Origin of the sequence: Streptacidiphilus sp. MAP5-3, assembly GCF_041262505.1 — a bacterium.
Classification (GTDB): domain Bacteria; phylum Actinomycetota; class Actinomycetes; order Streptomycetales; family Streptomycetaceae; genus Streptacidiphilus.
Genome location: NZ_JBGCCL010000041.1, coordinates 23101 through 48460 on the forward strand (window position 1 = coordinate 23101; position 25360 = coordinate 48460).

The following is a 25360-nucleotide window of genomic DNA, read 5'->3' on the forward strand; positions in this document are numbered from 1 at the left end:
CAATTCCCGTACCAGGTGGACGACTTCCGCCGAGTCAGCCAACTCGCCAAATCCGCACCCCGGCCAGTCGACCGATAGGCTCGCCCGCATGCAGATCAGCGCTGTGGTGTTCGACGTCGGCGAGACCGTCACCAGCGACCGCCGCTTCTGGGCAGATTGGGCCGACTGGCTCCAGGTCCCACACCACACCCTGTCTGCGCTCGTCGGCGCCGTAGTCGCCCAAGGCCGAGACAACGCGGACGCCCTCCGCCTGATCAAACCCGACCTGGACCTGTGGGCCGAGTACGAGATCCGGGAAGACTCCGGGCACGGTGAGCGCCTCGACGAATCCGACCTCTACCCCGATGTCCGCCCCGCACTGCAGGCCCTCCGCGACGCCGGCCTGTGGGTCGGCATCGCCGGAAACCAGACCACGCGCGTCGGCCAGCTACTGCGTGCCCTTGACCTGCCCGCTGACGCGATCGGTGTGTCCGGTGAGTGGCAGGTCGCGAAGCCTTCCGGCGAGTTCTTCGCGACCCTGTGCACGTGGGCCGACCGCAACCCGGCGGAGATCCTCTACGTCGGCGACCATCCGGCGAACGACATCGCCCCCGCGCAGGCCGCGGGGTTGAAGGCCTGTCACATCCGCCGCGGACCGTGGGGCTACCTCTGGGCCAACGAGGCCGAGGCCGCGGGCGCGGACTACCGCGTCAACTCGCTGACGGAACTCGCCGAACTCCTGGCAGGCTGACAGCAGAAGCGCCCGACCTGGATGGGTCGAGCGCTTCACCGGCACAGCAACTGAGCGCGCAAGTACCGTTCCGGATAGTGAGTCAGGAACGGAGTGCCAGGATGCCACCGCGCAACCCCGACATAGTAGGGGCGCGTATCGCCGCCGCCCGCAAGCTCAAGCGACTGGATCAGGCCGAGCTCGCCGCAGCCGCGCACGTGTCCACGAGCACCATCAAGAAGATCGAGCAAGGCAGCCGATACCCGTCTGATCAGGTGCTGGAGTGCATCGCCGACGCCCTCGACGTCGACCCTGAGCAGCTCCTTGGCAGCGCCGGGTTCACCTCCGGGCGCGTCCATGACGCGATCCCCGCGCTGCGGGCAGCGATCGACGCCTACGACCTCCCCGACGACGGCCCTGTCCGACCCCTGCGGGCCTTGCGTGAGGCCACCGTGGCCTTGGAGCAGAAGCGTCTGGAGTCGCACTACTCGCAGCTCACCCGTGCTCTCCCCGCCCTGCTCGCCGAACTGTCCCGCGCCGTCCACACCCTGACCGGTGTCGAGCAACAGCAGGCCGCCACCCTCCTCGCTTCCGCGTACCGCTCGGCGGACGCCGTGGTGTATAAGTTCCGATACCACGACCTGTCCGCCCGCCTGATCGAGCTGATGCGCTGGTCCGCCCGCCTCGCCGAAGACCCCGCGATCGACGCCACCGCCGCCTACGTGCGCATGGAGACGTTCTTCGCCGACGGGAAGTCACAGAATGTCGCCACTGGGCTGCGAATGCTGGAGGCCGCGATCGACGCCGCACCCACCGGACGCTCCAGAAGCGTCACCGCCGCCGTCGGCGCCCTCCACATGCGGGCCGCTGTAGCCGCCGGCCGCATCCACGACCGCCCCCGGGCGCGGGCGCATCTCGCCGACGCACAACGGTGCGCCAAGCGCGTTCCTGAAGGCGTGTATGCGGGGACTGCGTTCGGCCCTGACTCGTACTACGTGCACCAGGTGGCCGTCGCTGTCGAGCTCGGCGACGCCACGAGTGTCCTGAACGCCGCAAAGTCGTGGAAGCCGCCCGCGAATCTCCCGGCGGAGCGCCGCTCGCACTTCTACATCGACATCGCCCGCGCCCAGCTGTGGCAGTCCCGCGACGACGACGCGTTCGAGTCCCTGCGTGTGGCCCGGTCGATTGCGCCGCAACACGTCCGCGAACACGGCCAGGTCCACCAGACGCTGCAGTCGCTGCTTCGGTCGAAGCACTCGGACCGGGACGCCCTGATCGGCTTCGCGGAGTGGGCCCACGTCGTCTGACCAGCCGTCCACCGGGGACACACAGTGTGTCCCTCGCCTCTCTTCCCAGTCGTCAGCATGGATCACGCCAGCCGATTCGCCCGCTGCGAGGAGGTCCCATGCCTTATCTGCTGGAACGACGCCTGCCCGAAGAGATCAGCATCGCGCGCCTGCATGGTGAGGCGTGCATAGGGTGCGGTGCGACGGGCGCCGGACTGCCCGCTGTCGCCTGCGGGTGAGATCAGGGTCCTCGGCCCGGACGACGAGCGGAAGTTGTGGCCGGTCGTGAGGTGCCCCGACTGCGTGCTGCGGGAGACGTCATGAGCGACACCACCATCCCCGCGCCGCCAGAGCCGACGATCCCTGTCCGCTGGAACACCCCCGACGGCGCCACCCTCCAACAGCTCGTCACCGAGCCCCAGCTCCACGGCGAAGCGTGCATGCTCTGCCACAGCACCCGCCCCGGCCTTGAAGACGCCGGGCACGTGTACGGCGAAGTCGGCGGCGGCTGGCGGGCGGAGGCCTGCCCTGCAGGCGAGTGCGAGGGGGGCGGCGTGAGCCGGACTGTGAAGTACGACCGCCGTGACGGCGGCTACCTGGTCATGGAGAACGGCCGACCGCTCACCGACGAGCATGGGCGCCCGCTGCGGTTTGAGGACCACCAGCGCGCCGAAGAGGTCGCCAAGCGTCGGGACGGTGGCCGGTGACCGGGCCCCGCCCGCCGTACCCGGAGACGCGAGAGCCGTTCACGTGGCCGACCCTGGGCGTGCGCAAGTGGCGGGCGCCGGAGCGCTCGTACTTCGGCACGTGCAACCCGGCGGCGACCGCCGAGGATCACGTCTGCCCAGTCGGTGTGCGGAAGGTGAACGGGCGCGTGTACGGGTGCGACTGTGCCTGTCACACTGCGGACCGAGCTCGGCTGACGGGGCGTTGAGGAGGATATGGAGGGCGTGCGGGACGGGCATTCACTACCACTCGCTTGGGCTGTCCAACCGACCGCCAGAACCCTTTCCCGGCAGCAGACGTCTCCTAGTCGGCAGAACCGTGTAGTAGCCACTCAGTCTCGGAGGGACCTGGGACCAACTCCGCAGAACTGATGCCGAGGGCCCGGGCGAAGCGCGCGAGTTGATCGACGCTCACCTGGTAGACATCGTTCTTGGCTCGGCTGACCGTCTTGTGGTCTGGGGAGTGCGCGACGAACCCCTCCCCGACTGGATCCAGCAACACCGCTGGGCCGTCGGCGCACTCCTGCGCGCAGCCCGCAACTCACGCGCCCTCAGTCAGGTCCAACTCGGCGAGATCGCGGAGACGTCCTACATTCGACGATCTACGCCTTGAAACCCTCAATGCCACGTAGCGGCGACAGACTCCCACCCAGTTGTGCTGGAGGGCACCGGGGTGGGTAGGCGCGAACCCCCGGAGCGCCAGCACCTGACACGGACTCAGAGAGAGATCTCAGAAGTTCACAAGTTACGGATGAGTACCGGATGAGGTAGGCCATCGCTTGTAGTTGCCCGGGTAGACGACAGGGCGGCTGCAACGAGTCGAGAGAACCCGTTGCAGCCGCCCCGCAGAGCCAGAGACGCTATATGACCAGCGACAACGGCAGAATCAGAAGGATCGCGGTGACGGAGATCAGGGTCTCCATCACCGACCAGGACTTGACCGTCTGGCCGACGCTCATCCCGAAGTACTCCTTGACCAGCCAGAACCCGGCGTCGTTCACGTGGCTGAAGAAGAGCGAGCCCGCGCCGACCGCCAAGACCAGGAGGGCCGTGTGGGTTGTGCTCATGCCGACCGCGAGCGGGGAGACGATGCCCGCTGCAGTGATCGTCGCGACCGTTGCCGAGCCGGTGGCGAGGCGGATGAGGACGGCGATCAGCCAGCCCAGCAGCAGGGCGGAGATGTGCAGCTTGTCCGCCCAGGAGCTGACCGCGTTGGCGACACCGACGTCGACCAGGGTCTGCTTGAAGCCGCCGCCCGCGCCGACGATGAAGACGATGCCGGCGATCGGGCCGAGCGAGGAGCTTAGCGAGTCGGAGATGCGCTGCTTGGTGAAGCCGGCGCCCTTGCCCAGGGTGATCATGCCGACGAGCACCGCCAACAGCAGTGCGATCAGCGGCGAGCCGACGAAGTCGAAGATCCGCTGGACGACGGCGGTCGGCGAGTTGACGACGACGTCGAAGAACGCCTTGGTCAGCATCAGCACGACCGGCAGCAGGATGGTGACGAGCACCGCGCCGAAGGCCGGGGTGTGCTCGGAGGAGTCCACCGCGGTGGAAGCCGCGGCCGCCTCGGATGCCGTCTGCTCCGGGATCTCCAGCGGGCCGACCCAGCGCTCGGCGACGCGGGAGAACAGGGGGCCCGCGATGATCAGGCAGGGGATGGCGACCAGCAGGCCGAGCGCAAGGGTCACGCCGAGGTTGGCGTGCAGGGCGGTGACGGCGACCAGCGGGCCCGGGTGGGGCGGGACCAAGCCGTGGAGGATCGAGAGACCCGCCAGCGCGGGTATGCCGACCCGCATGAGCGGGAGGTTGCCGCGCCGGGCGACCAGCACCACGATCGGGACCAGCAGCACCACGCCGATCTCGAAGAAGAGCGGCAGGCCGAGCACGGCCGCGATCAGCGCCATTGCCCAAGGCAGCTTCCGGCCGCTGGAGCGGGCCAGCACGGTGTCGGCGATGACGTTCGCGCCGCCGGAGTCGGCCAGCAATTTGCCGAGCATCGCGCCGAGGCCGATCAGCAGCCCGGTGCTGGTGACGGTCGCACCGAAGCCGGTCCCGAAACTGTCGGTCAGCTTGTCGAAGGGCGCGCCGGCCACCACGGCCAGCACGATCGAGCCGAGGGTCAGGGCGAGGAAGGGGTGCAGCTTGAGCCTGGTGATCAGCAGCACGATCGCGCCGATGCTGACCAGGGCGGCGAGCAGCAGCTGGCCTTGACTGTGGGAGTGGGCGAGGGCAGGGGTCGCGTCCGCCAGCAAGGCGGTGGGGGTGGACAGGCTGGTCACGCGAGGTCTCCGTTGACAGGCCGTGGCAGCAGTGCCACGGCGGACTCGACGAGGTTTTCCGGGGAGGCGTCGACGTCCAGGACCGCGCCGTTCTCGTCCGCGCCGAGCGGTTCGAGGATGGCGAGCTGGGAGTCGAGCATGTGGGCCTTCATGAAGTGACCGCTGCGGTGCGCGAGACGCCCCTCGATGAGCGCGTCCGGGCCGGTCAGGTACAGGAAGAAGGCCGAGGGACAGGCTTCGCGCAGCAGGTCCCGGTAGCTGCGCTTGAGCGCCGAGCAGGTGACGACTCCCCCATTGCCGGCGGCGACCTGCTCGCCGAGCCAGGTGCCCAGGGCCCTGAGCCACGGCTCGCGGTCCTGGTCGTCGAGGGGGTGCCCGGCCGCCATCTTGGCGATGTTGGCGGCGGGGTGGAAGTCGTCGGCTTCGCCGTAGGGCAGGCCGAGGCGCTGGGCGAGGCCCTGGGCGACGGTGGTCTTGCCGACCCCCGCCACACCCATGACGACGATGGCCCTCGCCGGGCGCTGGATCTCGACGCTGAGAGCCATTGCTGGTGCTCCGTTCTTCATTCTGGTCGCCACAGTGTCGTTCAAAGGTATGACTTAATCAACCCCTGTTTCCACAATGGTCATACTTATCGCCCGCGGTACGGGTTCGGCCGTACGCCCCCTAACCTGGACGGATGGACTTCCAGGGCCTGCCCGGCCGCCTACTCGCCGATCTCGGACCCTCCATCGCCGCCGGTGAGATCCCCGTGGGCTCGATCCTGCGGATCGAGGGGCTGGAGGAGCGCTACGGCGTCTCCCGCACCGTGGTCCGCGAGGCGGTGCGGATGCTCGAATCGATGCGGATGGTTGCCTCGCGCCGCCGCGTCGGGATCACGGTCCGGCCCAAGGCCGAGTGGGACGTGTTCAACCCCACCGTGATCGCCTGGCGGCTGGCCGGTGCGGACCGGGGCGCACAGCTGCGCTCGCTGGGTTCCCTGCGGGTCGCCGTCGAACCCGCGGCGGCCGGGCTCGCGGCCACCCAGGCGACCGACGACCAGCGGCGGGCGCTCAGCGCGCTGGCCATGGAGATGACCATGACCGGCCGGGCGGGCGACCTTGCCGCCTTCCTCCGGCACGACGCCGACTTCCACGCCACCGTGCTGCAGGCGTCAGGGAACGAGATGTTCGCGCATCTCGGCGACACCGTCGAGGCGGTGCTGCGCGGGCGCACCGAGCACCACCTGATGCCGCATCACCCGGAGGAGTACGCCGTCCAGCTGCACCGCGAGGTGGCCGAGGCGGTCTGCTCGGGCGACGGCGAACGCGCGGAGCGCGCGATGCGGGCGATCGTGGCCGGGGCACTGGAGGAGCTGGAAGCGATCCTGGAGTAGCCCGGACCTCGCCTGGGACCGTCGGCAGCACCGCCACGACCGGTAGCCGTGCGGTGACGTTCTGCCGGTCTTGTGGTGATCTGTCCGACGCGGGACGCTGAATCCACGCGCGGGAACGCTCCGCGCGGGGAAGGAGGTCGAGCGGCATGACCTTCGTTCAGGTCATCGACTACGAGACCGAGGAAGCAGAGCGGTTCGACGCCCTGATGGACGACTGGCTGCAGGCAACCGAGGGCAAGCGGACCGCGACCCACTCCTCTGTGGGCAAGGATCGCGACAACCCGACGCACTTCATGCAGATGGTGGAGTTCCCGTCCTACGAGTCGGCGATGCGCAACAGCGAACTGCCGGCGACCCGGCACATCGCGGAGGAGATGCAGCATGCCTGCATCACCCCGCCGCGCTTCGTCAATCTGGAGATCGTCCGCGACGAACGGATGTGATCCACGCAGGCGCTCCCGCCGCCGGGCCGCCGCGCCGTCCCGACCTCATCCCTCTGTCGGGACGGCCGACCGGGCCGGAGCGGGAGCGTCGGACGTCTCGTCGTAGGTGGGAAGTTCGCGCATGCCCCGGAGCGGCGAGAGAAAGACCGCAAGGAAGGTCGCGGACCCGCCGACCGCGGCGACGAACAGCGTGTCGCGCACGCCTATCGCTGTGCCGAGCACGCCGCCGAGGAACGCACCGAACGGCATGGTACCCCAGACCAGGAACCGCATCGTCGCGTTCATCCGGCCCAGCAGGCCGGGCGGGCACAGACCCTGACGGAAGCTCACCTGGGTGATGTTGTAGACCACGATGCCCACCCACATGACGATCTGCGCCACCGCGAACAACGCCAGCGTCCAGTCTCGCTGCACGAACGGTGTGACCAGCGCACACGGGCCGAAGACTGCGGCGGAGAGGCAGATCGCCGGGCCCTGGCCGAACCGGGTGGCGACGCGTGCGGCGATCAGCGCGCCGGAGTGATTGGGTTTTGTCAATCACTCGTAGGATGCTGTGCATGACCCAGCGCAGACCGGCCACCGACGACGAGGCGAAGGCGCTCGCCTCCTCGCTGCGGCTGCGCATCCTGCGCATCTGTCTGGGCGAGGCGCACACCAACAAGGAGATCGCCCGGATCCTCGGACGCGACCCGGCGAGCGTGCTGCACCACACCAGGACGCTGGTGCGGACCGGGTTCCTGGAGGCGCAGGAGGAGCGGCGCGGGGCCCGGGGCGCCCGCGAGATCCCGTACCTGGCGACGCGGAAGTCCTGGCGCCTCGAAGTCCCGGCGCTGGACCGGACGATGCTCGAGACGTTCCTGGAGGAACTCGCCCTGGTGCCCGCGGCGGACGTCGACAGCACCCGCATGGGCCTGCGCCTGTCCGCCGGGGACATGGACGAGTTCCGCACCCGGCTGCGCGGCCTGCTGGAGGAGTTCGCCGGGCGCCCCAACGATCTCACCGAACCGGCCTGGTCGTTCTTCCTGGTACTCCACCCCGACCCGAATCGGCCCGACCCGAATCGCCCGGACCCCGACCGGCCCGACTCCAACCGGTCCGCGCCGAACGCCCAGGACGATTCCGGCACCCCTCACGACCTCGGCAAATCCGGTGAATCCGACGATCCGACCGGCCCGCGGGGTCCCTCGAACGGACCAGTGTCGACCCGGTAGGGTCCCGGGTAGCCTGCGAACGGCAGGGAGGGACGGGGCCTGGGGAGGAGCCGAGTGAGTCAGCCGGATGCGTGCTGGGATCCCGACGCCGCCGACGTGCTGCGTGCATGGGCCGCGGACGAGCGTGCCCGCGGGGACAGCCTGGCCACGGCGTTGGAGTCGATCGCCGCCAACGGACTGCCCACGGTGGAGGAGTGCGTCGCCTGGGAGGAGATCCGGGAGACCGCGCTCGCACGGCTGGCCGAGGGTCCGACGGGCCGTGTCCTCTAGGCGGCGGCTCAGGCGTGCGCAGATCCGGTTCACCGAGGGCGCGCGCAAGCAGGTCGACGCGCTGACCGGCACCGAGGAGATACGTCGGCTGGACCGGGCGCTGACCGCGCTCTCCCTGGCCCCGGAACTCGGACTGCCGACGCGGTTCCCCCTGCTCCGGGACTACCGCGACGAGTTGGAGGACGTGCGCGTCATCTACTCGGTGTCGGTGCTGCGTTCGACCATCCTCGTCGCCTACGTCGAGGCCTAGGGCAGCACGGACTGACGGTACGGAAGCACAGAACAGAACGAGGCAGGTTCGACAATGGCGGGTACGACGATGGTTCGAGTCTCGGACAAGGCGCGCCGCGCGCAGGTACGACTGCTGATGGGCGCGGCCTTCACGATGGCGTCCCTGGTGTTCACGGTCTTCGTGTCGATGGCGCAGGCGCAGCAGATGGGCGCGTGGTTGACCGCGACGGTGGCGGGGGTGCTCCTGACGACCTGGTTCGGCCTGGACGTCTGGATCACCCGCCGCGCCAACCGCGAGCAGCTCTACGGCTCCGGCAACGTCACCCCGATGACGGGCGCGAGGCGCCCTCGCTGAGCTCCGAGCTCGCCACGGTTTCGGTCGTCGCCGCCGCCGCCGACGCGTCTGTCTCCGCCTCCGTCTCCGCGTCCTCGGGACGCGGGCGGCGGAAGACGCGGGTGGCGCTGACGGCGCCGTGGATCTCGGCGTCCTCCTCGTCGATCTCCGGCAGGCCGGGGCGCAGGTGCTCCTCCACCGAGATGTACTTGAGGCCGGCCCGCAGGTCGGCGTCGTTGCGCAGGCGGATGATCAGCGGGAACTCGGCCAGCGCGGTGGTGTCGAACAGACCCGTGGTGTAGATCAGCTGGACGCCGAGCGCGTCGGCGACGGCGCGCTGGAGCTCCAGCAGGTAGGTCGCGTTGGCGCGGCCGATCGGGTTGTCCAGGAAGAGTGTGCCCGCGTGGCGCAGCTTGGCCTGGCCGCGGTCGTTGGCGCGCAGGGCGGCCATGGTGCAGTAGAGCGCGATGGCCGCGGTCAGCAGCTGGCCGCCGGAGAAGACGTCGGACATCTGACTGACCGACACCCGCTCGGCGCGCAGCACCGCGTCGGGCTTGAGGATCTCCACGGTGACGCCGCGCGGCTCCAGTGCGGCGTGGACACCGCGCAGCAGCAGGGACATGCCGTCACGGCGGTTCCAGTCCACCGCACCGGCGTTCGCGCCGGAGGCAGGACCGCCGTGGCGCTTGACCGCCGCGCGGGTGGCCTCGTCGATGACCTCGCCGAGACGCTCAGTCAGCACCGCGTGGTCGGGCTCGTCGAAGCGGATCCGCAGGAACTCCTGGCCCGACCACTCCCCCAGCCCCTCCGGCAGGCGGGAGAGCCGCTGCGCGGCGCGCAGCGTGGCGAGCGAGGTCTCGACCAGGCCGCGCAGCCGGTCGACGATGCTGTCGCGGTTGCGCTCCAGCTGGTTCAACTCGTCGGTCAGCACCCGCAGTCGGGGTGCGAACGCCGCCGCCCACTGGGCCGCGTACTCGGGCAGGACGGAGGCCGGCAGCTCGCGGATCTGCTGGCGGGCCGGGGTGCGGACGGCCTCGAACCGGGTGGCGTTGGCATGCCGGACCAGCGCGTCGCCGGCATCGCGGACCGAGAGGTCGGCGGCGGACAGCTCGGCGCCGGCGGCGCGCAGCAGACGGCGGGCGTCGGCGGCGGCGTGCCGGGCCTCCGGCAGGGTGCCGGTGACCGGCGCGACCTGCTCCTCCTCCTCGGCCTGCGCGTTGCCCGCGTCGGCGGCGGGCTCGCGGAGGCCGTCACGGAGCTGGGCCGCGGTCTCGTCGAACTCGGCGGCGGCGTGCTGGGTGGCTTCGTGACCGCGCAGCAGCTCGGCGTGGGCAGCGCGGCCCGCGTCCAACGCATCGCTGCGGCTTGCCAGTTCGGCGCTGGCCGCGCGGAGCAGGGTCTGCGCGTGCTCCTGGTCGCTCGGGACCAGCTCCTCGGGCAGCTCGGTGTGCGCGTCCCCGGAGGCGGGGGCGCTGCGCTCGGCCTCGCCGCGCAGGCGGCCGAGCTGCTCGCTGGCGGCGGAGGCGCGGGCCTCGATCGTCTGGACCAGATCCTCGGCGCGGGAGGCAGCCGCCTGGCGGCCGGGGCCGTCGGCTCCGTCGGGGCTTCCGAGCAGCTCCTCAGCGCGGGTACGGACCTTGTTGGTGAGCCGGTCGAGCTCGGCCCGTGAGCCGGACTCGTCGCTCTCCGCCCGGGCCTGCTCGGCACGCAGGTCCGCGCCGACCCCGACCTTCTCGTAGAGCTGGGCGGCGACGCGGTGCGCCTCACGCAGCGCGGGCAGGGACGCCGTGGGAAGTTCGGCATCGGCCGCGTCGGCCCGGCTGCGGGCGTCCTCGGGCAGGTCGGCGCTGGGGAGTTCGGCGCGCTCGGCGCGCAGCGCGCGGACCGTGCGGCGGGCGTCGTCGGCGGCGCGCTGGGCGGCGCGGCGGTCCTCGTCGGCCGCGTGGGCGCGCTCCTCGCAGACGTGCTGACGCTGCTCGGCCTGGGCGGTCTCGTCACCGAGCCCGCGCAGCCGGGCGGTCCAGGCACCGCGCTCGCGCAGCCGGTACGCGAGACCGGCCAGCGCGTCGGCGCGGCGGCGGGCCTGCTGGGCGCCTTCCAGTCGGGACTCGCGCAGCCGGGCGGCCTCGGCGCGCTCCTGCTCGGCCTCGGTGTGCTCGGCGCGGGCCGCGCTGCGCTCGGCGCCCGCCGCCTCCAGCGCGGCACGCGCGGCCTCGACCTCGACGGTCAGCTCGGCCAGGTGTCCGGCCGGGCAGCTGGCACGCCAGGAGGTGAGCCGACCGGCCAGCAGCCGGTCCGCGCCGAGGCGGGCCGCCAGTTCGCGGATCTGCTCGTCCCGCGCGGCGGCGCGGTCGCGCAGCTGACGCCGCTCCTCGTCGGCGGCGGACTCGTCGTGCATGGCCGGGTTCGGCGGGACCAGAAAGACGCCCGCGGACGCGGCCTCGACCTCGGCGGTCACCGGGCCGAGCAGGGCGGCGGCCGTGCCGACGGCCACGGCGGACCGCGGCAGCAGCGCGGCGGCGGCCAGCACCTCGCGGGCTCGCTCCAGCGTGTCCGGGTCGGTGACGATGACACCGTCGACCAGCTGCGGCCGGGCGGCGAGGATCCGGTCGTGGTCGACCGGGTCGACCGACTGCGCCAGGTAGCGCCAGCCGGGCAGCGCGGGAACGCCGTGCTCGCCCAGGTACTCGACAGTGGCCAGCACGTCGGGGCCGGGCGGCAGCAGACCGCCGTCACCAAGGGCGCCCAGGATCCGGGCGTCGTCGGCGGCCTTGGTGCGCAGCTCGAAGAGGGTGCGCTCGGCGCCCGCCACCGCGTTGTCGAGTTGCTCGCGCAACGGGTCGACGGCGGCGTCGAGCTGTTCGGGCGTCAGCTCGCCGTCACCGACGCCGAGCAGGGCGGCGACGCGCGGCTCGGCGGCCAGCAGACCGAGAGTGTGCCGCTCCGATCCGAGAGCGCCCTCGGCGGCGGCGAGGGCGTCCTGGGCTCGCGCGGCGGCGAGCTCGGCGCGGTTCTCGCGGGAGGAGGCCTCGCGGGAGCGTCCGGCGGCCTGCTCGGCGGTGGCGCGGGCCTGCTCCCAGGCAGAGGTGGCCAGCTTCTCGGCGTCGGCGGCCTCCAGCGCGGCACGGGCCGGGTCGACGAGCTCGGCGTCGTCCGGATCACCGGTGGTGGCGTCGATCCAGCCGGCGCGGACCGCCTGTTGGGTCTCCTGCTCGACCTCGGCCAGGCGCTGGCGCAGGTGGTCGCCCTCGCTGCGGCTCTTCTGCGCTGCGGTGGCGGCGGCGGTGGCGTCACGGCGGGCGGCCTCGCCCTCGGCGAGCAACCCCTGGGCGCGGGACTCCTCGCTGTCGGCGCGTTCCTCCGCCGCCTCGGCTGCGGCCTCCAGCGCGCCGACCAGCGCGACGGCGGCCTTGGTCCGGGCGGCCAGGGCGGGGGCGGCGTCGCGCTCGGCCTCACGGATGGCGGCGGAGACGCGGGTCGCCCGGTCGGCGGCGGCACGGTGACGCAGCACCAACTCGGTTGCCTGCCAGGCGGAGTGGAGCGTGCGGGCGTCCAGCAGCTCACGACGGAGCGCGGCGGCGTCGGCGGTGGCGGCGGCCAGCGCCAGACTGGCATGACGATGCGTCAGCTCAGCGGCGATCAGTGACTGCCGGGTGCGCGCGGCGTCCGCCTCGGCGGCGGCGTCCGCCGCGGACTCGACCTGTGCCTGCAGTTCAGCGGCGCGGGCGCGCTCCAGCCCGGCGCGGGCGCCCAGCGAGCGGGCCAGGCGACGGGCGCGCCGCTCGGCGCCGCGGTGGTGCTCGCGGACCGCCTCACGCGCGGTCGCGGCCTCGGCGATCCGGTGCAGCAGGTCCAGCGAGCCGCCGGTGAAGTCCCGCTCGGCGGTCAACTCGGCGCGGCGACCCAGCTTGGCGGCGAAGCCGTGGACCAGGTCGGCCAGGCCGTCGGTGTCGCGGGTGTCGGTGACCGCGCGGAGCAGGAGGTCGGTGAAGTCCTTGTCGCTCTTGACCGCGAAGAGGCCCGCCGCCTCACCCTCGTCGGCGTTCATCTCGCGCTGGTAGCGGAAGAGTTCCGGGTCCAGGCCGAGGCTGCCGAGGTGCTCGATCCAGCGCTCGTGACCCTCCTCCCAGCTGATCTCCAACTCCGGCGCGAGCTTGCCCGCCTCGGTGAGCGCGTCGCGGAAGCCCTTCATGGTGCGGCGCCGGCCACGCGCGCTGACCGGGAGGGTGCGCGGCGAAGCCGCTCCGTCGAGGGTGGTGGCGGGCGACGGGTGGGCTTCCTCGCGGGGCGCGGGCATCAGCACCGCACGCTCGGCGACCGGCAGCGAGTCCAGGCCCAGCGCCGGGCTCGGCCGGAACGAGTACCACGCCTCGGCGAACTTCCGCGGGTCGGCGGATACCTGACGGCCGCGCCACTCGCTGACCTTGCCGACGACGACGGTCTCGCCGGTCAGCGTGTGCTGCCACTCCAGCGCGACGTGCCCGCAGTCGTCCGCGAGCAGGAACTTGCGCAGCACGCCGGAGCTGGCGCCGCCCAGGGTGTTGCGGTGACCGGGCAGCATCACCGAGAAGATCAGCTTGAGCAGGACCGACTTGCCGCCGCCGTTCTCCAGGAAGAGCACGCCCGCGGGTGCGGGCCGCCGGGCCGGGCCGGTCTCCTCCTCGTCGAAGAAGCCGGGCTGTCGCGGCACCGGATCGGGCACGAGCTCCCCGACGCCACTCAGGTCGAGCACGGTGTCGGCGTACCGCGCACCGGCAGGGCCGATGGAGTACAGGCGGACCCGGTTGAGCTCGTACACCTTGCGCACTCATTCCCAGTTGCTTGATCGACAGGCGGGGTGCCATGTCTCACCAGAGGATATCCAGTGATTGCGGTACATCTCCGGATCTCCCGCCCGGCCTCCGACTCCACGTCGCTCAGCACGCAGCGCGCGGCTCACATCCCGCACGATCCGGCGCAGGCCGTCGAGTACGCGGGACCTCATGGGCCGCCGCCCGGTCAGGTCGGCGACGGGAGGGGGCTCAACGTCTCCTGAGCAAGCAGGCTGCCATCGAGAGTGATGGTCACCGTGCTCCCGTGGAGGACATACCGGTAGGCGCCGTTCGTCGCCTCGATCCCGCCAGCCGTCCGGGTCGCCGGCATCACCAGCCCGGTCCCTGGTTCGTCGACGAACTCGCCGTAGTAGTACAGACGCTTTTCGGCCGTCAGGCAGAGCGTGATCTGGGTGGTCCCAGCAGTGTAGGCCTCGACCAGGCTCGCCCCTTCGCCGCCGGGGAGCTGGTCCGCGACACGTTGGGGGCACGGTTGCTGCGCCTCGGCTGTGGCGACACCCGTAGCCGTGGAAGTGGCGTCCGGACCGCTGGGGCCCGACGGACTGAACAAGCTCTCGCAGCCGTGCAGCAGCTGCTGGCTGAAGAAAAGGGCTGCTACGACAGCGATGGTGGTAAGGCAGCCTCGCACGCGCTTCCCGACGGGCGCCGGCGGCGGTGGGATGTAGCGCGGGGCTATCCGTCTCGGGCGCGGAGGCGGTAGCGGCGGGGCCGGAGGACTCGGCGAGTATCCGGCGCCGCCCGGTGGCGGGTAGAAGAGGGCCTCCGGGCGCGGGGTGCCGCCCGAGCGGGCAGTGGTGGTGGGCTTGGCAGGCCGGGGTCCGGTCGAACGCGGCGCTCCGGTCTTCGTCCCGCCCGTGACTGTCGGTCGGCTCGCCGCAGTGGGTCGGTGGGTCGAGGTCGCTCGGTCGGCCGACGCCCGAGGTGAAGTGGAGGGCTCGGCAACTCCAGGAGTTGGCGCCTTTCTGGGAGTACGCGGGGCGGCTCCACTGCTCCGCGGTTCGCCTCTCCCGTCCCGTGGCGAGGAGGACTTCGTGGACGCGGGGCGGGACGCCTGGGTCGAGGGGCGGGACGCCGGCTTCCACGGCGCACTGCATACCAAGCATTGGAGGTCACTGGCGGCGTTGCGGACTTCGCAGTCCGGGCACGTCCAGTCCTCCTTCGGGCGGGCCACGGGGGGCCTCGGCTTCGAGGGCGCCTTCGGGGAGTCGCTGGGGCGGGGCTCCTCGCACACCAGGCAGGCCCGTCGGCTGGGCGCGTTGTAGGTATCGCACGAAGCGCAGCACCAGGTCGGGCCGGTCACAGAGTCTCTCCTTCTGCTCCCCCGCTACTGGGCGACAGGCGGCGTGGGACGGTTCAGTCGTGCCAGCAGGAAGTCGTAGAGTTCCGCTGCCTCTTCGGAGACCGGGAAATTCACCCAGTCCGGACTGGCGGCAGGCACACGAGTCGCGGTCTTCGGTGGAGGTGTCTCCCGCCTCCGGAGACGACCCAGGAAGTTGGCGAACTCGTGTGCGTCCTGCGCGCACTGCGACGGCACTTCGAGCCGGACGGAGACCCGGCTCTTCGAGGGGCCGGGACCTGTCCGTCCCGGTTCGAAGGTCAGCACTATCTGGACTCCGGAACCGTCGGGTGGACGCAGTGACACCACGTCGGTGCACCAGTCGAGCGGGAGGTCCATGCCGCCTCCCGCCTCCCAATGCACCCGCACCCGGCCTGCCACGTGGCTCAGTTCGGCGCCCGCGCAGAGGACGCGCAACTCAGGAAGTTGCCTCACGTCCGAGCTCACAGACTGTTGGCGATCGTGTCGATGATCTCGTCCATCTCGAACTCCTGCAGGCCGTCGCCCGCCTTCGACGGGAAGTGGAGCGTCAGGTCCCACTCCTCGGCGATACCGGACCACGGGTCCTGATCCGGTGCGAAGAGGACCAGACGCTTGGCCGACTGCTCCATGAGTGCGGATTGGCTGCGCGCATACCCCCACTGCTCGAACAGGTCATCGAAGCTGGCGGGTACCGAGGCCGGGTAGCCCTGCAGTTTCGAGTGCTCCCCTCCCAAGGGATGTGCCGGCGCGTCAGTGAACACCACCACGACGTGGCGCCGACGATCCAGGCCCGTCTCCCAGGGGGAGGCAACCGCGAGGGAGAGCGCCTCCAAGCCCGACTCGGGGATGTCCCCGCCGCCGGCGGCCTCGACACCGCGCAGGAAGGTCTCGAACTCGGCGGCCTGCTCGGGGAGACGCAGGAAGTCGGTCTGTTGCATCGCGTCGTCAACGCGGTCACCGAAGTCACGGAAGGCGATGGTGCGAATCCGCAGGTAGCTGATCGCCTTACCCTTGGAGTCCATGACCTCCGCCAGCCGCTGGTGGAAGGACAGTGCGCTCGCCTTCACCGACTCCAGCACCGGCCCCATGCTGGCTGTGGCGTCGATGCAGAGCACGATGTCCACCGCGTACTGCAGATTCCCCTGGTACTGGCTGAGTTCCGAACCCATCTGACTCTCTCCTGTGTGGTAGTTGTTCCGGTCAGCGTCGGCGGTCGCCGAGGTTGATGCGGACGCGGGACACGCGCGCAGCCGATTCGGCAGCCGGTGTTCCTGCCGCCGGTTCGGGCGCTGCCGTCGGGCCGCCGTCACGTCCGGTCAGGTTCTTCCTCAGACGGCTCACCGGCGCGGTCGCGTTGGCCGGCGCGGCAGCGGTGACCGTAGCCGGGTCCGGCGTCGTGGCTGGCCGACTCGTCCCCGGCCGAGGATGCCGCAGCGCGCACAGGTCGGGGTCACGCAGTGTGTTGAGGAACGCCGCGATCCGGGGGCGTGCCGTCGGGGCGACCGAGGTGAGTGCCCGCACCAGCCCCTGGACCGTGCTCGAGAGCCGGGAGTCCAGCGTGAGGCTCTGTCCGGCGTTGACCGCGTCCGCCGGGGAGCCGAAACGGCGGTCGTAGCCGGGAAGCTCACCGGTCAGGTAATAGTGGGTCATCAGACCGAGCGCGAACATGTCCACCGCGGTCGTCAGGTGCGTGGGCGCAAGCTCCGGATCCTCCTGAACGTAGCGGCGCCATTCCGGCGCGCCGTAGAGGGAGTCACCCGCGATGTCATGCGGGCCCGGGGGATTACCGGACAGGTAGGAGTCGTCGAAGTCGATGAGCTTCGCGATCTGCAGTGCCTTGTCCTTGTTCTGCTGGGGCAGGACGTTGGCGGGCTTGAGGTCGCCGTGGACGATGCCGATGCCGTGCAGCAGTTGGACACTGACCGCCAGCGATCGGAGCAGCACCGACTTCTGTCGCGGCTCCAGGAGTTGGGGCTGCTCCAGCGGGGCGGCCTCGATCCGGGCGGTGACCTTGTAGTAGGTGCTCCCGGAGAAGAAGAAGTCCTCGGCGAGGACGAGGTTGCCGGCCCCCCGCATGTCCGGTGCGAGCCGGGCCATCACTCCACGGTGGCGGTCCTCGAACTCCTGGCACACCGACAGGCGGATCGCCTTGCTGCGCTCGCTGCCGGGCGAGTCGTCCCTCGGCCGCTTCGGTTCCAGGAACTGCTTGATGAAGAAGTCCCGTCCGTCCTTCTCCGCGAAGGCCCAGATGCACTTGCCGCCGTTGTTGTTGGTCGGCGAGGAGACGACACGGTATCCGTTGACGACATCGTGCAGCTTCACTCGTCCTCCTGCCGCAGCTCGGGCAGCAACGTCTCGTAGGTCTCCCGGTAGGCGTTCCACTGCGCCAGGCGCCAGTCACGCATGGCGTCCTGGTCCTCCAAGGGCGGCATCTCGCGGTACCGAGACTCCGCCTGCTCAAGGCGTGGCGCAAAGGCCTCGCGCAGCGCGTCGAAAGTCTTGAAGCCGACAGCCGCCAGCACAAGTGACGCATCGTCCGCTGAGTAGCCCCGCACCGTCTCGGCGAGGTCGTGAGCCCACCGACTCATGTCCGGCGCACGTTCGAGGTGACTCAGCAGCAGGTACTCGAAATCGCCGGGCGTGTTGACGTAGCCGAAGAAGCCGTCGGTCGAGCAGAGGTAGATGCCGGGAGTGCTGAGCCGGTGATGGCTGCTCTCCACATGAAAGGGGCGGTCGGCGCAGATCATGTTGGTCATCGGCGGGTCCTGCACAAGCTGTTCCAGAGCGTCGGTCTCCTCCGTGTGGTCCCTGGTGAGCACCTGCAGACCCTGGTTGGGCGTGAGAACGTAGGCGCGCGAATCCCCGGCCCACATGGCTTCGGCCACCAGACCGGAGCCCTCGTACCGGTAGTGCACAGCCGCGATCGTGGTCGGCAGTTGGCGCCGCATCGTTCCGACGACCTTGCTGCGCGCGGCCGGCACGGCCGCCACCAGAACCCGGCGGAGTTCGTCCTCCAGGGTCTCGCAGCTGGGGTGTTCGCCGGAGACGATCCTGTCGTGGAACCAGAGTTCGGTGGCCAGTCGGGCCGACCGCGCTCCCGTCCAGGCCCCGGTGCGCTCGGTTCCGGAGGCGCTGCGCCAGGCCGGAGCGGATCCGGCACCACCGGCGCCGTCGAAGACGGCCAGCAGGCCTGTCTGCGTGGGGCGGTGGAAGAACATGAGCGGATCGGCGTCCTCGCCCAGCCCGGGACGCCGCTCAGTCCACACGCTCAGCGCATACAGTCCTGGTTGGGAGTGGAAATGCGTCCCCACCGGGTTCGGTTGCCGAGCAGGAACCCGAACCAGTGCTGACGACTCCGGGGCCGGATGCCCGCTCATCGGTCGTCACCGTTCTTCCTGCCGCTACCCCGCAGGGATCCGCGTACGCGGCTCATCTTTGCGGCGCCGTCCTGGTCCGCCGGACTCGACGCGGCCGTGGCCCCTGCCGACGACCGGGGATCGTAGCGGCGGTCCGTGGGCGGGCGGTCCTCCGCGGGCGGGCGCTCTCCGGGCAGCGGTTCGTCCTCGGGGGGAGCCGCGGGCGGTTGGGAGACGACCTCTCCAGGCAGACTCCGCGCCTCGCCCGCGAGTTCCACCGGCCGAGCCGCCGCCCCCTCGGCAAGTGGACGCGGCAGTCCGCGGCCCCGGACCCGGCTCATGCGCGTCCCGCCGAAAGGTGCGTCGCTCCCACTCAGGATCCGGTCCACGAGGGCGCGTTCGATATCTGCCGACTCGAACGGCTCGCGGTCCGCGTCGCCGCGCTCCAGGACCAGCTTGAAGGTCTTCATGAGCTCGTCGCGCTCGTTCGACTCTGCCCGCTCGATCCAGTCCAGCGCAGCCCGCGGTCCCTCCCGCTCCATGATCTCCGCGAGCAGCCCCTCCACGCCATCCGCACGCATCATGTCCAGATGCCGTTGACGCCGCATGCCGTCAAGGCGTGTGTCCCGGACGAGGTCACGGTAGGCGCGGCCACTGGCCGCAGCTTCGTCCGGGTCGATCACCAGCTCGACGTGAAGGTTGCGCAGCCGAACGGCTCGGTCACCGTCCAAGTCACGGACTTCACGGTTGAGGGCCGACTCGGCCTCGTGGAAGTCGGCGATGTCGTAGTGCCGGCTGACCGAGCGCAGCATCCGCCTGATGGGGTCGAAGAGCGCGCCACTCATGTCCCGGATGCCACGGGAGACGACCTCCGCAGGATCGGCCACCGAGCAGGTCAGGGCCAACTGGCTGCGGAAGGCGAACGCGGCGTCCCGGCTGAGCAGCGTCATGTCCAGGACCAGGCGGTGTTCGGTGGTGTCGACGGTGATCCCTTGCCGGTACATGCCCAGCCGGGCATGCGGGATCTCCTCGCCATGACGCACCGTCACTGCATAGCCCTCATGGGGGACGAGGACGAGTGCGCGCCCGGGGCTCGGTGGCCGCAGCGGGGTGAGCATACGCAACCAGGACAGGTCCTGAACGTCCAGGACCGGATCGTAGGTCAAGTGACCCATGGGGACCTCCCTCCAAGGAGTTCCAAGTCGACGACTGTGCCCTCGGCAGTCAGTGCGGTGCGGAGAGCAGGGACCGGAGGAGCGTTGCGGAGACTGTGGAGGGCCCGTCGGGGTCCTTAGCCCACCTCTCCAGGTGGTACAGCAGACGGTCACGGTGCTTTCCCTTGCGTGCCGCGATCCCACGGAGCAGCTCGGCCACCGTGCTGACCCCGCCCGGGTCCCGCCCACCGCACTCGTCAATCCAGGTTCGGAGGGCCGGTAGAGCCTGGTCCTGCACAGGCTTGCGGGCCAGAGCCCTGGCCCACAACTCCTCCAACTCCCTGCGGTATGTGCCCACCTCGACCCACAGCCTTGGCAGCGGGGCGGCGGACCCCGCTTCTGCCGAGGTTGACGGATGGCTGCGGTTAACCACGAAGAGGAAGACACTGAGGCTCTTGGCAACCAGGGGGGACAGATCCTGCGGCTGTGACCACTCCAGCAGGGCTGACAGCACAGCGGCGCCTTGACCCTGGTCGAACAGTTGGACGGAGCTCCAGGCGACCGGCAGCAGATTCCCCCAGTCTTCCCGCCAGTCCAAAGCGCTTCGCAGGACGGTCATCGCCCGGGTCGGCTGCCGTCGGCCGAGCGCCCCGCCGACCGCCGTCGCAGCGGTCTTGGCCAGCCGCCGTTCAACGGCCGAACTGCCATCGGCGGCCCATCCGCTGAGCTGGACCCAAACGTCCTCGGTGAGCTCAGGGCGTCCGGCGACGACGCCCAGTGCCGTGGCCGCGGCCTGGCGCACCGGCCAGACCGTGCTGCCCGCCCAGGACGAGAGGAAGCGGTGCAGCGCGTGTCGATGGTCGCCCCACGCCATGACGCCCGCCGCTACCGCAGCCCTGGCCCGGACCTCGACATCGGCATCGGTGAGGAGCCTCCTGAGCCACACGACCAGTCCGTCGCGGCATCCGTCAAGATAGGTCCAGGCGTAGCTGAGAACGGCCTGCCGAACCAGCGGGCTACGGAATCTGACCACCGGGGCGCCGGCCCGAACCCCACCCGAGCCCTCGGCGTCCACGATGTCGAGCCAGATCTGCTCCCGGCCGACGCGGTCGCCGAAACGGAGGCCGACCGGAGCTGCTCCTTGGGGCGAGAGCTCCGAGTACAACCGGACCGCCGCGTCCGCGACTGTCAGATAGCTCGCCTCCTCCAGCGCGGCGGCGGAAACGACGAAGCAGAGCGTCTCCAACTCCTCGTGGCTGCTGAACCACGCGCGCACCTGCTCGGTCGGGTCGCGCACCGCCGCGACCTCCGCGGCCAGGTCACGATCGGCCCGGATCGCCCGGGCAAGCCGCACGGCAGTCGCGGGCTCGGGCCGTTCACGCAGGGCGGCCAGCGCGAGGGAGTCCGTCAGCAGGCGTCGCAGCCGGGACCGGTCCTCGGAGTCGGGGTGGCTGCCGAGCAAGTGTCGTTCGAGGACAGCCAGTGCATCCACCGCGCCCAGGTCACGGCGGACGAACGGAGTCCGGTCGGCTGAAGGGGCCAGAGTGGTCCGTGGCGCCCCGGTGATAACCACCATGTAGCTGTTCGATGCGCGCAGTCCCCTGGCCACAGCGTGGAGCCGTCCCGAGTCGATCCTGTGCGGGTCGAGCCCCTCAGCCGCATCCACGTGTTCGTCGAGCGGCACCAGATAGCCACTGTCCTTCGCCGGCTGCCAGCCCGGCTGAAGCACGGCCACGGGATCCGTGACCAGGAGGCAGGTGCCGCCGTCCGCGGCGCCCGCATCGAGTAACGCCTCAGCGAGGAGATTGGCAGCGGCTGCCTCGCGGCCGGTGCCCGAGTCGGCGGCGAGCACCAGCAGATGAAGCTCGCGCAGGACGTTCAACACCTGGAGGAAGCCGTCCGGTTGAATGAAGGCAGCCAACAGCTCGTCAAGTTCCTCGGCCCCGAAAGGTACGGACGAATCGGAGCTGCCCGCAGCCGAGGCTCCACCCCGACTCCCATGGCCGCTGACGGTGTTGAATCCGCCGCCGAAGCTGACCGTGTCATGGAAGAGCGCGAGAGTACCGATACTCAGGCCGGACGGCTCGCTCTGCAGGCGGTCAGCGATGAGGTCGGCGATCCGGGCTGCCTGCGCGGTCGCCGCCCAGTCAGTCTCCTCCTGCGCCCCGTCCTTGAGTGCACGCAGCGCATCCTGCTCACTCTGGGGGCCATCGGCCGTCTCTTCGGTCGAGCCCGAGCCGTTCTTGGTGGCGCCGGACCCGGGGTCGGCATCCGAGGAGTCCGGCGCGGGTCCCGCGCCAAGGCGCGCCCGGTCGGCTTCGCTAGTCAATATTAGGTCTCCAACGGAGAAGTCACGGGTCCTGGCGGACATGGTCAAGGTGGTTACGCGGTCAGAACGGTTGCGGTCAGGAGAAGTTCAGATCACCCTTGACCTCGACCTTGCCGTGGTTGACCTGGACGTTCTTGATCACTGCGGCGTTGACCGAACCACCGCCAGGGCTCCCCTGCACCTTGATCGCCTCATCGATCATCGCGCGAAGCTCGCTCTCGAACGCGCGGTCCTGGAGCATGTAGGCGTGCAACAGGCGCTGCAACCCGTCCCGAGCCACCTCGTCTTCCGGGCTCTCGACAGCTCTCTGCAACGCCGCCACGGCCTGGGGGTCACCACGGAAGCGATCCCTGATCCGCGTGGTCAGACGAGTGACCGCAGCCACGGAGGCTTTGCCCACCCCGTCGCCTGCCGACTGGAGAGCACTGCTCGCCACGAGTGCTGCACCGGCCACCGCCGCAGTAGTGATCGGATCCATGCTTCATTCCCCCGAGTTGGCGTATACCGACGGGTACCCACCAGAGACGGACGGTACACGCAGGAAAGCCACCATAGTGCCATGCCCGTGGCACATGCGCAGCGTTTCGGGAAGCAACTCGCCGCAGCCCCGCCGCTGCGCGCACCCGCCGTCTCGATCCGTCAATGTCGGTTCGCCTGCCAAGAGTTGGCGACAGACCGGCGCAACCGTACCCGCAACCCAACGCCCAGCCCCCACCCCGACAGCGGCGCCCGAGCGAGACCGAGCGGTCGGCCTGGCGAGCGGTCCTCCTCGGGGCACAGCCAAGTGGCGTGGGGGGAACAGCTACCCCGTCGTCCTCTGCTCCTGCAGCCGGCCCTGACGCCCCGCTGGGCCGGACCGGTTCAGGCCGGATCGGTTCAGAGCTGCGGGGCGTGGGCGCGCAGGGTCTCGCCGAGCTCGGCCGCGCGGGGGTGGGCGAGCTCGCGGAAGATCACACAGGCCTGCTCCCACCGCTGCCGGGCCTGGGCGCTGTCGCCCCTGGCAGCGTGGGAGTGGCCGAGGACCTCCAGGGCGACGGCCTCGTCGACACGGTTGCCCAGGCGGGTGTTGATCGCGTAAGCCTCCGTCGCCCGCTCGGCCGCCTCCTGGGTGCGGCCGAGCAGCAACAGTGTGTCGGCGACGTTGCTCAGAGTCCGGCCGATCGCGAATTCCTCGGTGCCGGCCTCGCGAAAGCGCCGAAGCGCGTTCTGGTAGTGCTCCAGAGCGGTGTCCAGCTTGCCGAGTTGCTTGTTGGCCTCGCCGAGGTTGAGCTGCGCCGAACCCTCGGGGTGGATCGCACCGAGGCTGTGATAGATGTCCGCCGCCCGCTCCAGCAGGGGCAGAGCCTCGGCCGCCCGTCCCATGTCGATCCTGAGGTAGCCCAGATTGCCCATGCACGACGCCTGACCGCGCAGGTCCCCGAGACGTCCGCGGATCTCCAGCGAACGCAGCAGGCAGTCTTCGGCCTCGGCGACTCGTCGGGCGGCCCGGTGGGCGGCCCCCAGGGCGTTGAGCGCCCAGGATTCCGCCTCCGGGTCGTCCAGCGTCCGCGCGCTCGCCACGGCCGTCTCGTACGTGCGAATCTGCCCGGGTTGCTCGGGGCGCAGGTCGAACAGCTCCCACAGAGTGTTCGCGAGCTGCCACGCGACCCGGTGCCGACCGGTCTGCGCCGCCGCAGTCAGCGCCGAGACCAGGCAGTCGCCCTCGGACTCGGACCACGCGAGTGCCTCGTCGAAGCCGGCGAACTCCATCGGCACACAGGTCGGTTCAACCGAGGGGAGATCGAGGTGCCTGCGCCCGGGGTACAGCCGTCGTGACGCGGCCTCGCTGCTGTACAGGAGCCAGGACAGCAGGCGGTCCGTCGCGGCGTCGCGGTCGCCCGACGGCTCCTCGGCCGCGCATTCCACGGCGTAGACCCGGATGAGATCGTGCTGACGGAATCGCCCCACCCCGGCGTGCTCGATCAGGTACGTCGCGGCGAGGTCCTCGAGCAGACGGGAGGTCTCGGCCATGGGCAACCCCAGCAGTGCCGCGGCGGCTCCCAGGCTCGTCGTCGGGCCCGGACTCGACCCGAGCAGACGGAAGGCCCGGGCCTGGTCGGGCGGAAGGTTCCGGTAGCTCACTGCGAAAGTGGCCCGGACCGCGCGGTCCTCGACCCGCAGCACGTTGAGTCGTCTGTTCTCGTCGGCGAGCAGCCCGGCGAGGTCCCGCACGGACCAGTCCGGTCGGGCCACGAGCCTGCTGCCGGCCAGCCGGATGGCGAGGGGCAGGCCCGCGCAGGCGTCCAGCGCGTCCGCTGCCGCATCGGGTTCCGCATCCACGATCGCGTCACCGATGATTCGGCGCAGTAACGCCGACGCCTCCTCCGCCTCAAGCACATCCAGAGTCAGCCGGGCCGCGCCGTCGAGCCCAGGCAGGGTGCTGCGGCTGGTGATGAGTACCCGACTGCAGCCGGCCCCCGGCAACAGCGGACGGATCTGCGCGGCATCCTTGACGTTGTCCAGGAAGACAAGCACGCGCCGGTCGGCCAGCAGGCTTCGGTAGCGGGCGGCCCGCTCATCGGCATCGACGGGAATCTGCTCCGGCGCCATGCCGAGGGCGCGCAGGAACCGCGCCAGGACGTCGTGCGGAGCCGTCGGCTCCGCCTCGGTCCCCTGGAGATCGACCTGCAGTTGGCCGTCCGGGAAGGACCGGAGCACCCGGTGGGCGACGTGCACGGCCAGCGTGGTCTTGCCCACCCCGCCAGTGCCGCTGATCGCCGTGAGCACGACCGGCGGCACCGGTCCCGTGGCGGTGTCCTGGAGCATGGACGCCAACTGCTCCGTCACCGCCGATCGACCCGTGAAGTCGTGCAGGTCCGCCTGGAGTTCGGCGGGCCGGGACGGCGGGATCCCCACGCCGGGCCGGGCCGCGGAGCCCGGAGTGTTCACCGCCGAGACGAGCCGATCCCGATCGGTCGCCTCCAGCGCCATCGCCTCGGCCAACCGGGAGACGGTCGACAGTCGCGGTCGACGCCGCCCGGACTCCAGCATGCTGATGGCGTGGTTCGACACGCCGGAACGCTCTGCCAAGTGCTCCTGCGTCCAGCCGACCTTGAGCCGACACGCACGCAGCAGACTTCCGAACTCCCCCAAAGCCCCAGCCCCCCGGTCAGGCCTTGCCCGGGAGCAGGAAATGCGCATGCGGCTGCCGCTGCGATCACGCAGCAGCTTTCCTCCCCCAAAGACCGACCATAGCGACTGCACAGACGACTTGACCAGCCACCACCAAGCAGTCCGGCCAAAGGAGACTGCCGTGACAGGCGAGCGGGGTGAGGTGCCCTCCTCAGCGCTCCCCACCACCGCCCGCCTGGTCATCCGGCTCCGCGCTCATCGAGCTCCGCGCGGGTGCGACCGGATCGTGATGCTCAGCTCATCGTGAACTGCTGGAAGGCGGCGTACGGACCGTTCTGGTCCTGACAACCGAAGTCCCGCAGCCCGTAGCTGCTGTCGTCGACGCACTTGCCCG

The 25360-nt window shown here is 70.6% G+C and carries 23 protein-coding genes; 10 read left to right on the top strand and 13 right to left on the bottom strand.

Going from position 1 to position 25360, the window contains the following annotated elements:
- The first annotated feature begins 88 nt into the window (after positions 1 to 88).
- The 3 genes from ABH928_RS34075 to ABH928_RS34085 all read left to right on the top strand — a co-directional run bounded on the left by ABH928_RS34075 (position 89) and on the right by ABH928_RS34085 (position 2702).
- Complete coding sequence (locus ABH928_RS34075; protein WP_370072593.1) at positions 89 to 730, top strand: HAD family hydrolase; 642 nt, start codon at positions 89 to 91, stop codon at positions 728 to 730.
- 101 nt (positions 731 to 831) lie between these two features.
- Complete coding sequence (locus tag ABH928_RS34080) at positions 832 to 2016, top strand: helix-turn-helix domain-containing protein (RefSeq protein ID WP_370072594.1); 1185 nt, start codon at positions 832 to 834, stop codon at positions 2014 to 2016.
- 299 nt (positions 2017 to 2315) lie between these two features.
- A complete protein-coding gene (locus ABH928_RS34085; protein WP_370072595.1) occupies positions 2316 to 2702 on the top strand; it encodes a hypothetical protein in 387 nt (128 codons plus the stop codon).
- An 878-nt stretch (positions 2703 to 3580) separates the two neighbouring features.
- Here ABH928_RS34085 and ABH928_RS34090 read toward each other — a convergent pair.
- Together ABH928_RS34090 and ABH928_RS34095 are read right to left on the bottom strand one after the other, a co-directional pair.
- Positions 3581 to 5002 carry a gluconate:H+ symporter gene (locus ABH928_RS34090; RefSeq protein ID WP_370072596.1) on the bottom strand — a complete coding sequence of 474 codons (1422 nt, stop codon included), beginning with the start codon at positions 5000 to 5002 and terminating at the stop codon, positions 3581 to 3583.
- The gene (locus ABH928_RS34095; RefSeq protein ID WP_370072597.1) at positions 4999 to 5547 is read right to left on the bottom strand and encodes a gluconokinase; all 549 of its coding nucleotides are present in this window, start codon (positions 5545 to 5547) and stop codon (positions 4999 to 5001) included. Before ABH928_RS34095 ends, ABH928_RS34090 begins: the two co-directional genes overlap by 4 nt.
- 134 nt (positions 5548 to 5681) lie before the next feature.
- Between ABH928_RS34095 and ABH928_RS34100 the strand changes: the two genes are divergently transcribed.
- Positions 5682 to 6377: a FadR/GntR family transcriptional regulator gene (locus ABH928_RS34100; protein ID WP_370072598.1), complete on the top strand. Its 696-nt coding sequence runs from the start codon at positions 5682 to 5684 to the stop codon at positions 6375 to 6377.
- A gap of 146 nt (positions 6378 to 6523) precedes the next feature.
- Entirely contained in the window at positions 6524 to 6820 is a 297-nt protein-coding gene (locus ABH928_RS34105; RefSeq protein WP_370072599.1) for a hypothetical protein, read from the top strand.
- Positions 6821 to 6865: 45 nt separating this feature from the next.
- Here the strand turns inward: ABH928_RS34105 and ABH928_RS34110 are convergent, their stop codons facing one another.
- Positions 6866 to 7357: an MFS transporter gene (locus ABH928_RS34110; protein WP_370072600.1), complete on the bottom strand. Its 492-nt coding sequence runs from the start codon at positions 7355 to 7357 to the stop codon at positions 6866 to 6868.
- 20 nt (positions 7358 to 7377) lie between these two features.
- Between ABH928_RS34110 and ABH928_RS34115 the strand changes: the two genes are divergently transcribed.
- The 4 genes from ABH928_RS34115 to ABH928_RS34130 all read left to right on the top strand — a co-directional run bounded on the left by ABH928_RS34115 (position 7378) and on the right by ABH928_RS34130 (position 8887).
- Entirely contained in the window at positions 7378 to 8031 is a 654-nt protein-coding gene (locus ABH928_RS34115; protein WP_370072601.1) for an ArsR/SmtB family transcription factor, read from the top strand.
- 54 nt (positions 8032 to 8085) lie between these two features.
- A complete protein-coding gene (locus ABH928_RS34120; RefSeq protein WP_370072602.1) occupies positions 8086 to 8301 on the top strand; it encodes a hypothetical protein in 216 nt (71 codons plus the stop codon).
- Positions 8291 to 8551, top strand: a complete 261-nt coding sequence (locus tag ABH928_RS34125) for a hypothetical protein (RefSeq protein ID WP_196195101.1) — start codon at positions 8291 to 8293, stop codon at positions 8549 to 8551. The genes ABH928_RS34120 and ABH928_RS34125 overlap by 11 nt, the downstream gene beginning before the upstream one ends.
- Positions 8552 to 8620: 69 nt before the next feature.
- Entirely contained in the window at positions 8621 to 8887 is a 267-nt protein-coding gene (locus ABH928_RS34130) for a hypothetical protein (protein WP_370072603.1), read from the top strand.
- Here ABH928_RS34130 and ABH928_RS34135 read toward each other — a convergent pair.
- A complete protein-coding gene (locus ABH928_RS34135) occupies positions 8853 to 13664 on the bottom strand; it encodes a hypothetical protein (RefSeq protein ID WP_370072604.1) in 4812 nt (1603 codons plus the stop codon). The two genes, ABH928_RS34130 and ABH928_RS34135, sit on opposite strands and share 35 nt — an antisense overlap.
- 200 nt (positions 13665 to 13864) lie before the next feature.
- Complete coding sequence (locus ABH928_RS34140; protein ID WP_370072605.1) at positions 13865 to 14248, bottom strand: hypothetical protein; 384 nt, start codon at positions 14246 to 14248, stop codon at positions 13865 to 13867.
- 481 nt (positions 14249 to 14729) lie between these two features.
- Here ABH928_RS34140 and ABH928_RS34145 point away from each other — a divergent pair, with 481 nt between their 5' ends.
- Entirely contained in the window at positions 14730 to 14960 is a 231-nt protein-coding gene (locus tag ABH928_RS34145; RefSeq protein ID WP_370072606.1) for a hypothetical protein, read from the top strand.
- 62 nt (positions 14961 to 15022) lie between these two features.
- Here the strand turns inward: ABH928_RS34145 and ABH928_RS34150 are convergent, their stop codons facing one another.
- From ABH928_RS34150 to ABH928_RS34185, 8 genes are all read right to left on the bottom strand, one after another.
- Complete coding sequence (locus ABH928_RS34150; protein ID WP_370072607.1) at positions 15023 to 15469, bottom strand: hypothetical protein; 447 nt, start codon at positions 15467 to 15469, stop codon at positions 15023 to 15025.
- A gap of 8 nt (positions 15470 to 15477) precedes the next feature.
- Positions 15478 to 16185, bottom strand: coding sequence for a vWA domain-containing protein (locus ABH928_RS34155; protein WP_370072608.1), 708 nt, complete (start codon positions 16183 to 16185; stop codon positions 15478 to 15480).
- A gap of 31 nt (positions 16186 to 16216) precedes the next feature.
- Positions 16217 to 17338, bottom strand: a complete 1122-nt coding sequence (locus ABH928_RS34160; RefSeq protein ID WP_370072609.1) for a lipopolysaccharide kinase InaA family protein — start codon at positions 17336 to 17338, stop codon at positions 16217 to 16219.
- Entirely contained in the window at positions 17335 to 18282 is a 948-nt protein-coding gene (locus ABH928_RS34165) for a serine/threonine protein phosphatase (protein ID WP_370072610.1), read from the bottom strand. Before ABH928_RS34165 ends, ABH928_RS34160 begins: the two co-directional genes overlap by 4 nt.
- A gap of 107 nt (positions 18283 to 18389) precedes the next feature.
- Entirely contained in the window at positions 18390 to 19547 is a 1158-nt protein-coding gene (locus tag ABH928_RS34170; RefSeq protein WP_370072611.1) for a hypothetical protein, read from the bottom strand.
- 49 nt (positions 19548 to 19596) lie between these two features.
- Positions 19597 to 21897: a hypothetical protein gene (locus ABH928_RS34175; RefSeq protein WP_370072612.1), complete on the bottom strand. Its 2301-nt coding sequence runs from the start codon at positions 21895 to 21897 to the stop codon at positions 19597 to 19599.
- A 34-nt stretch (positions 21898 to 21931) separates the two neighbouring features.
- Positions 21932 to 22333, bottom strand: a complete 402-nt coding sequence (locus ABH928_RS34180) for a hypothetical protein (RefSeq protein WP_370072613.1) — start codon at positions 22331 to 22333, stop codon at positions 21932 to 21934.
- Between the two features lie 398 nt (positions 22334 to 22731).
- Positions 22732 to 25209, bottom strand: coding sequence for a tetratricopeptide repeat protein (locus ABH928_RS34185; RefSeq protein ID WP_370072614.1), 2478 nt, complete (start codon positions 25207 to 25209; stop codon positions 22732 to 22734).
- Positions 25210 to 25360: the final 151 nt, after the last annotated feature.

Coding starts and splice junctions, on each gene's coding strand:
- ABH928_RS34080 (WP_370072594.1), top strand. CDS start 832: ATGCCACCGCGCAACCCCGACATAGTAGGGGCGCGTATCGCCGCCGCC.
- ABH928_RS34085 (WP_370072595.1), top strand. CDS start 2,316: ATGAGCGACACCACCATCCCCGCGCCGCCAGAGCCGACGATCCCTGTC.
- ABH928_RS34130 (WP_370072603.1), top strand. CDS start 8,621: ATGGTTCGAGTCTCGGACAAGGCGCGCCGCGCGCAGGTACGACTGCTG.
- ABH928_RS34100 (WP_370072598.1), top strand. CDS start 5,682: ATGGACTTCCAGGGCCTGCCCGGCCGCCTACTCGCCGATCTCGGACCC.
- ABH928_RS34075 (WP_370072593.1), top strand. CDS start 89: ATGCAGATCAGCGCTGTGGTGTTCGACGTCGGCGAGACCGTCACCAGC.
- ABH928_RS34105 (WP_370072599.1), top strand. CDS start 6,524: ATGACCTTCGTTCAGGTCATCGACTACGAGACCGAGGAAGCAGAGCGG.
- ABH928_RS34155 (WP_370072608.1), bottom strand. CDS start 16,185: ATGGGTTCGGAACTCAGCCAGTACCAGGGGAATCTGCAGTACGCGGTG.
- ABH928_RS34095 (WP_370072597.1), bottom strand. CDS start 5,547: ATGGCTCTCAGCGTCGAGATCCAGCGCCCGGCGAGGGCCATCGTCGTC.
- ABH928_RS34115 (WP_370072601.1), top strand. CDS start 7,378: ATGACCCAGCGCAGACCGGCCACCGACGACGAGGCGAAGGCGCTCGCC.
- ABH928_RS34180 (WP_370072613.1), bottom strand. CDS start 22,333: ATGGATCCGATCACTACTGCGGCGGTGGCCGGTGCAGCACTCGTGGCG.
- ABH928_RS34185 (WP_370072614.1), bottom strand. CDS start 25,209: ATGACCAGGCGGGCGGTGGTGGGGAGCGCTGAGGAGGGCACCTCACCC.
- ABH928_RS34175 (WP_370072612.1), bottom strand. CDS start 21,897: ATGTCCGCCAGGACCCGTGACTTCTCCGTTGGAGACCTAATATTGACT.
- ABH928_RS34170 (WP_370072611.1), bottom strand. CDS start 19,547: ATGGGTCACTTGACCTACGATCCGGTCCTGGACGTTCAGGACCTGTCC.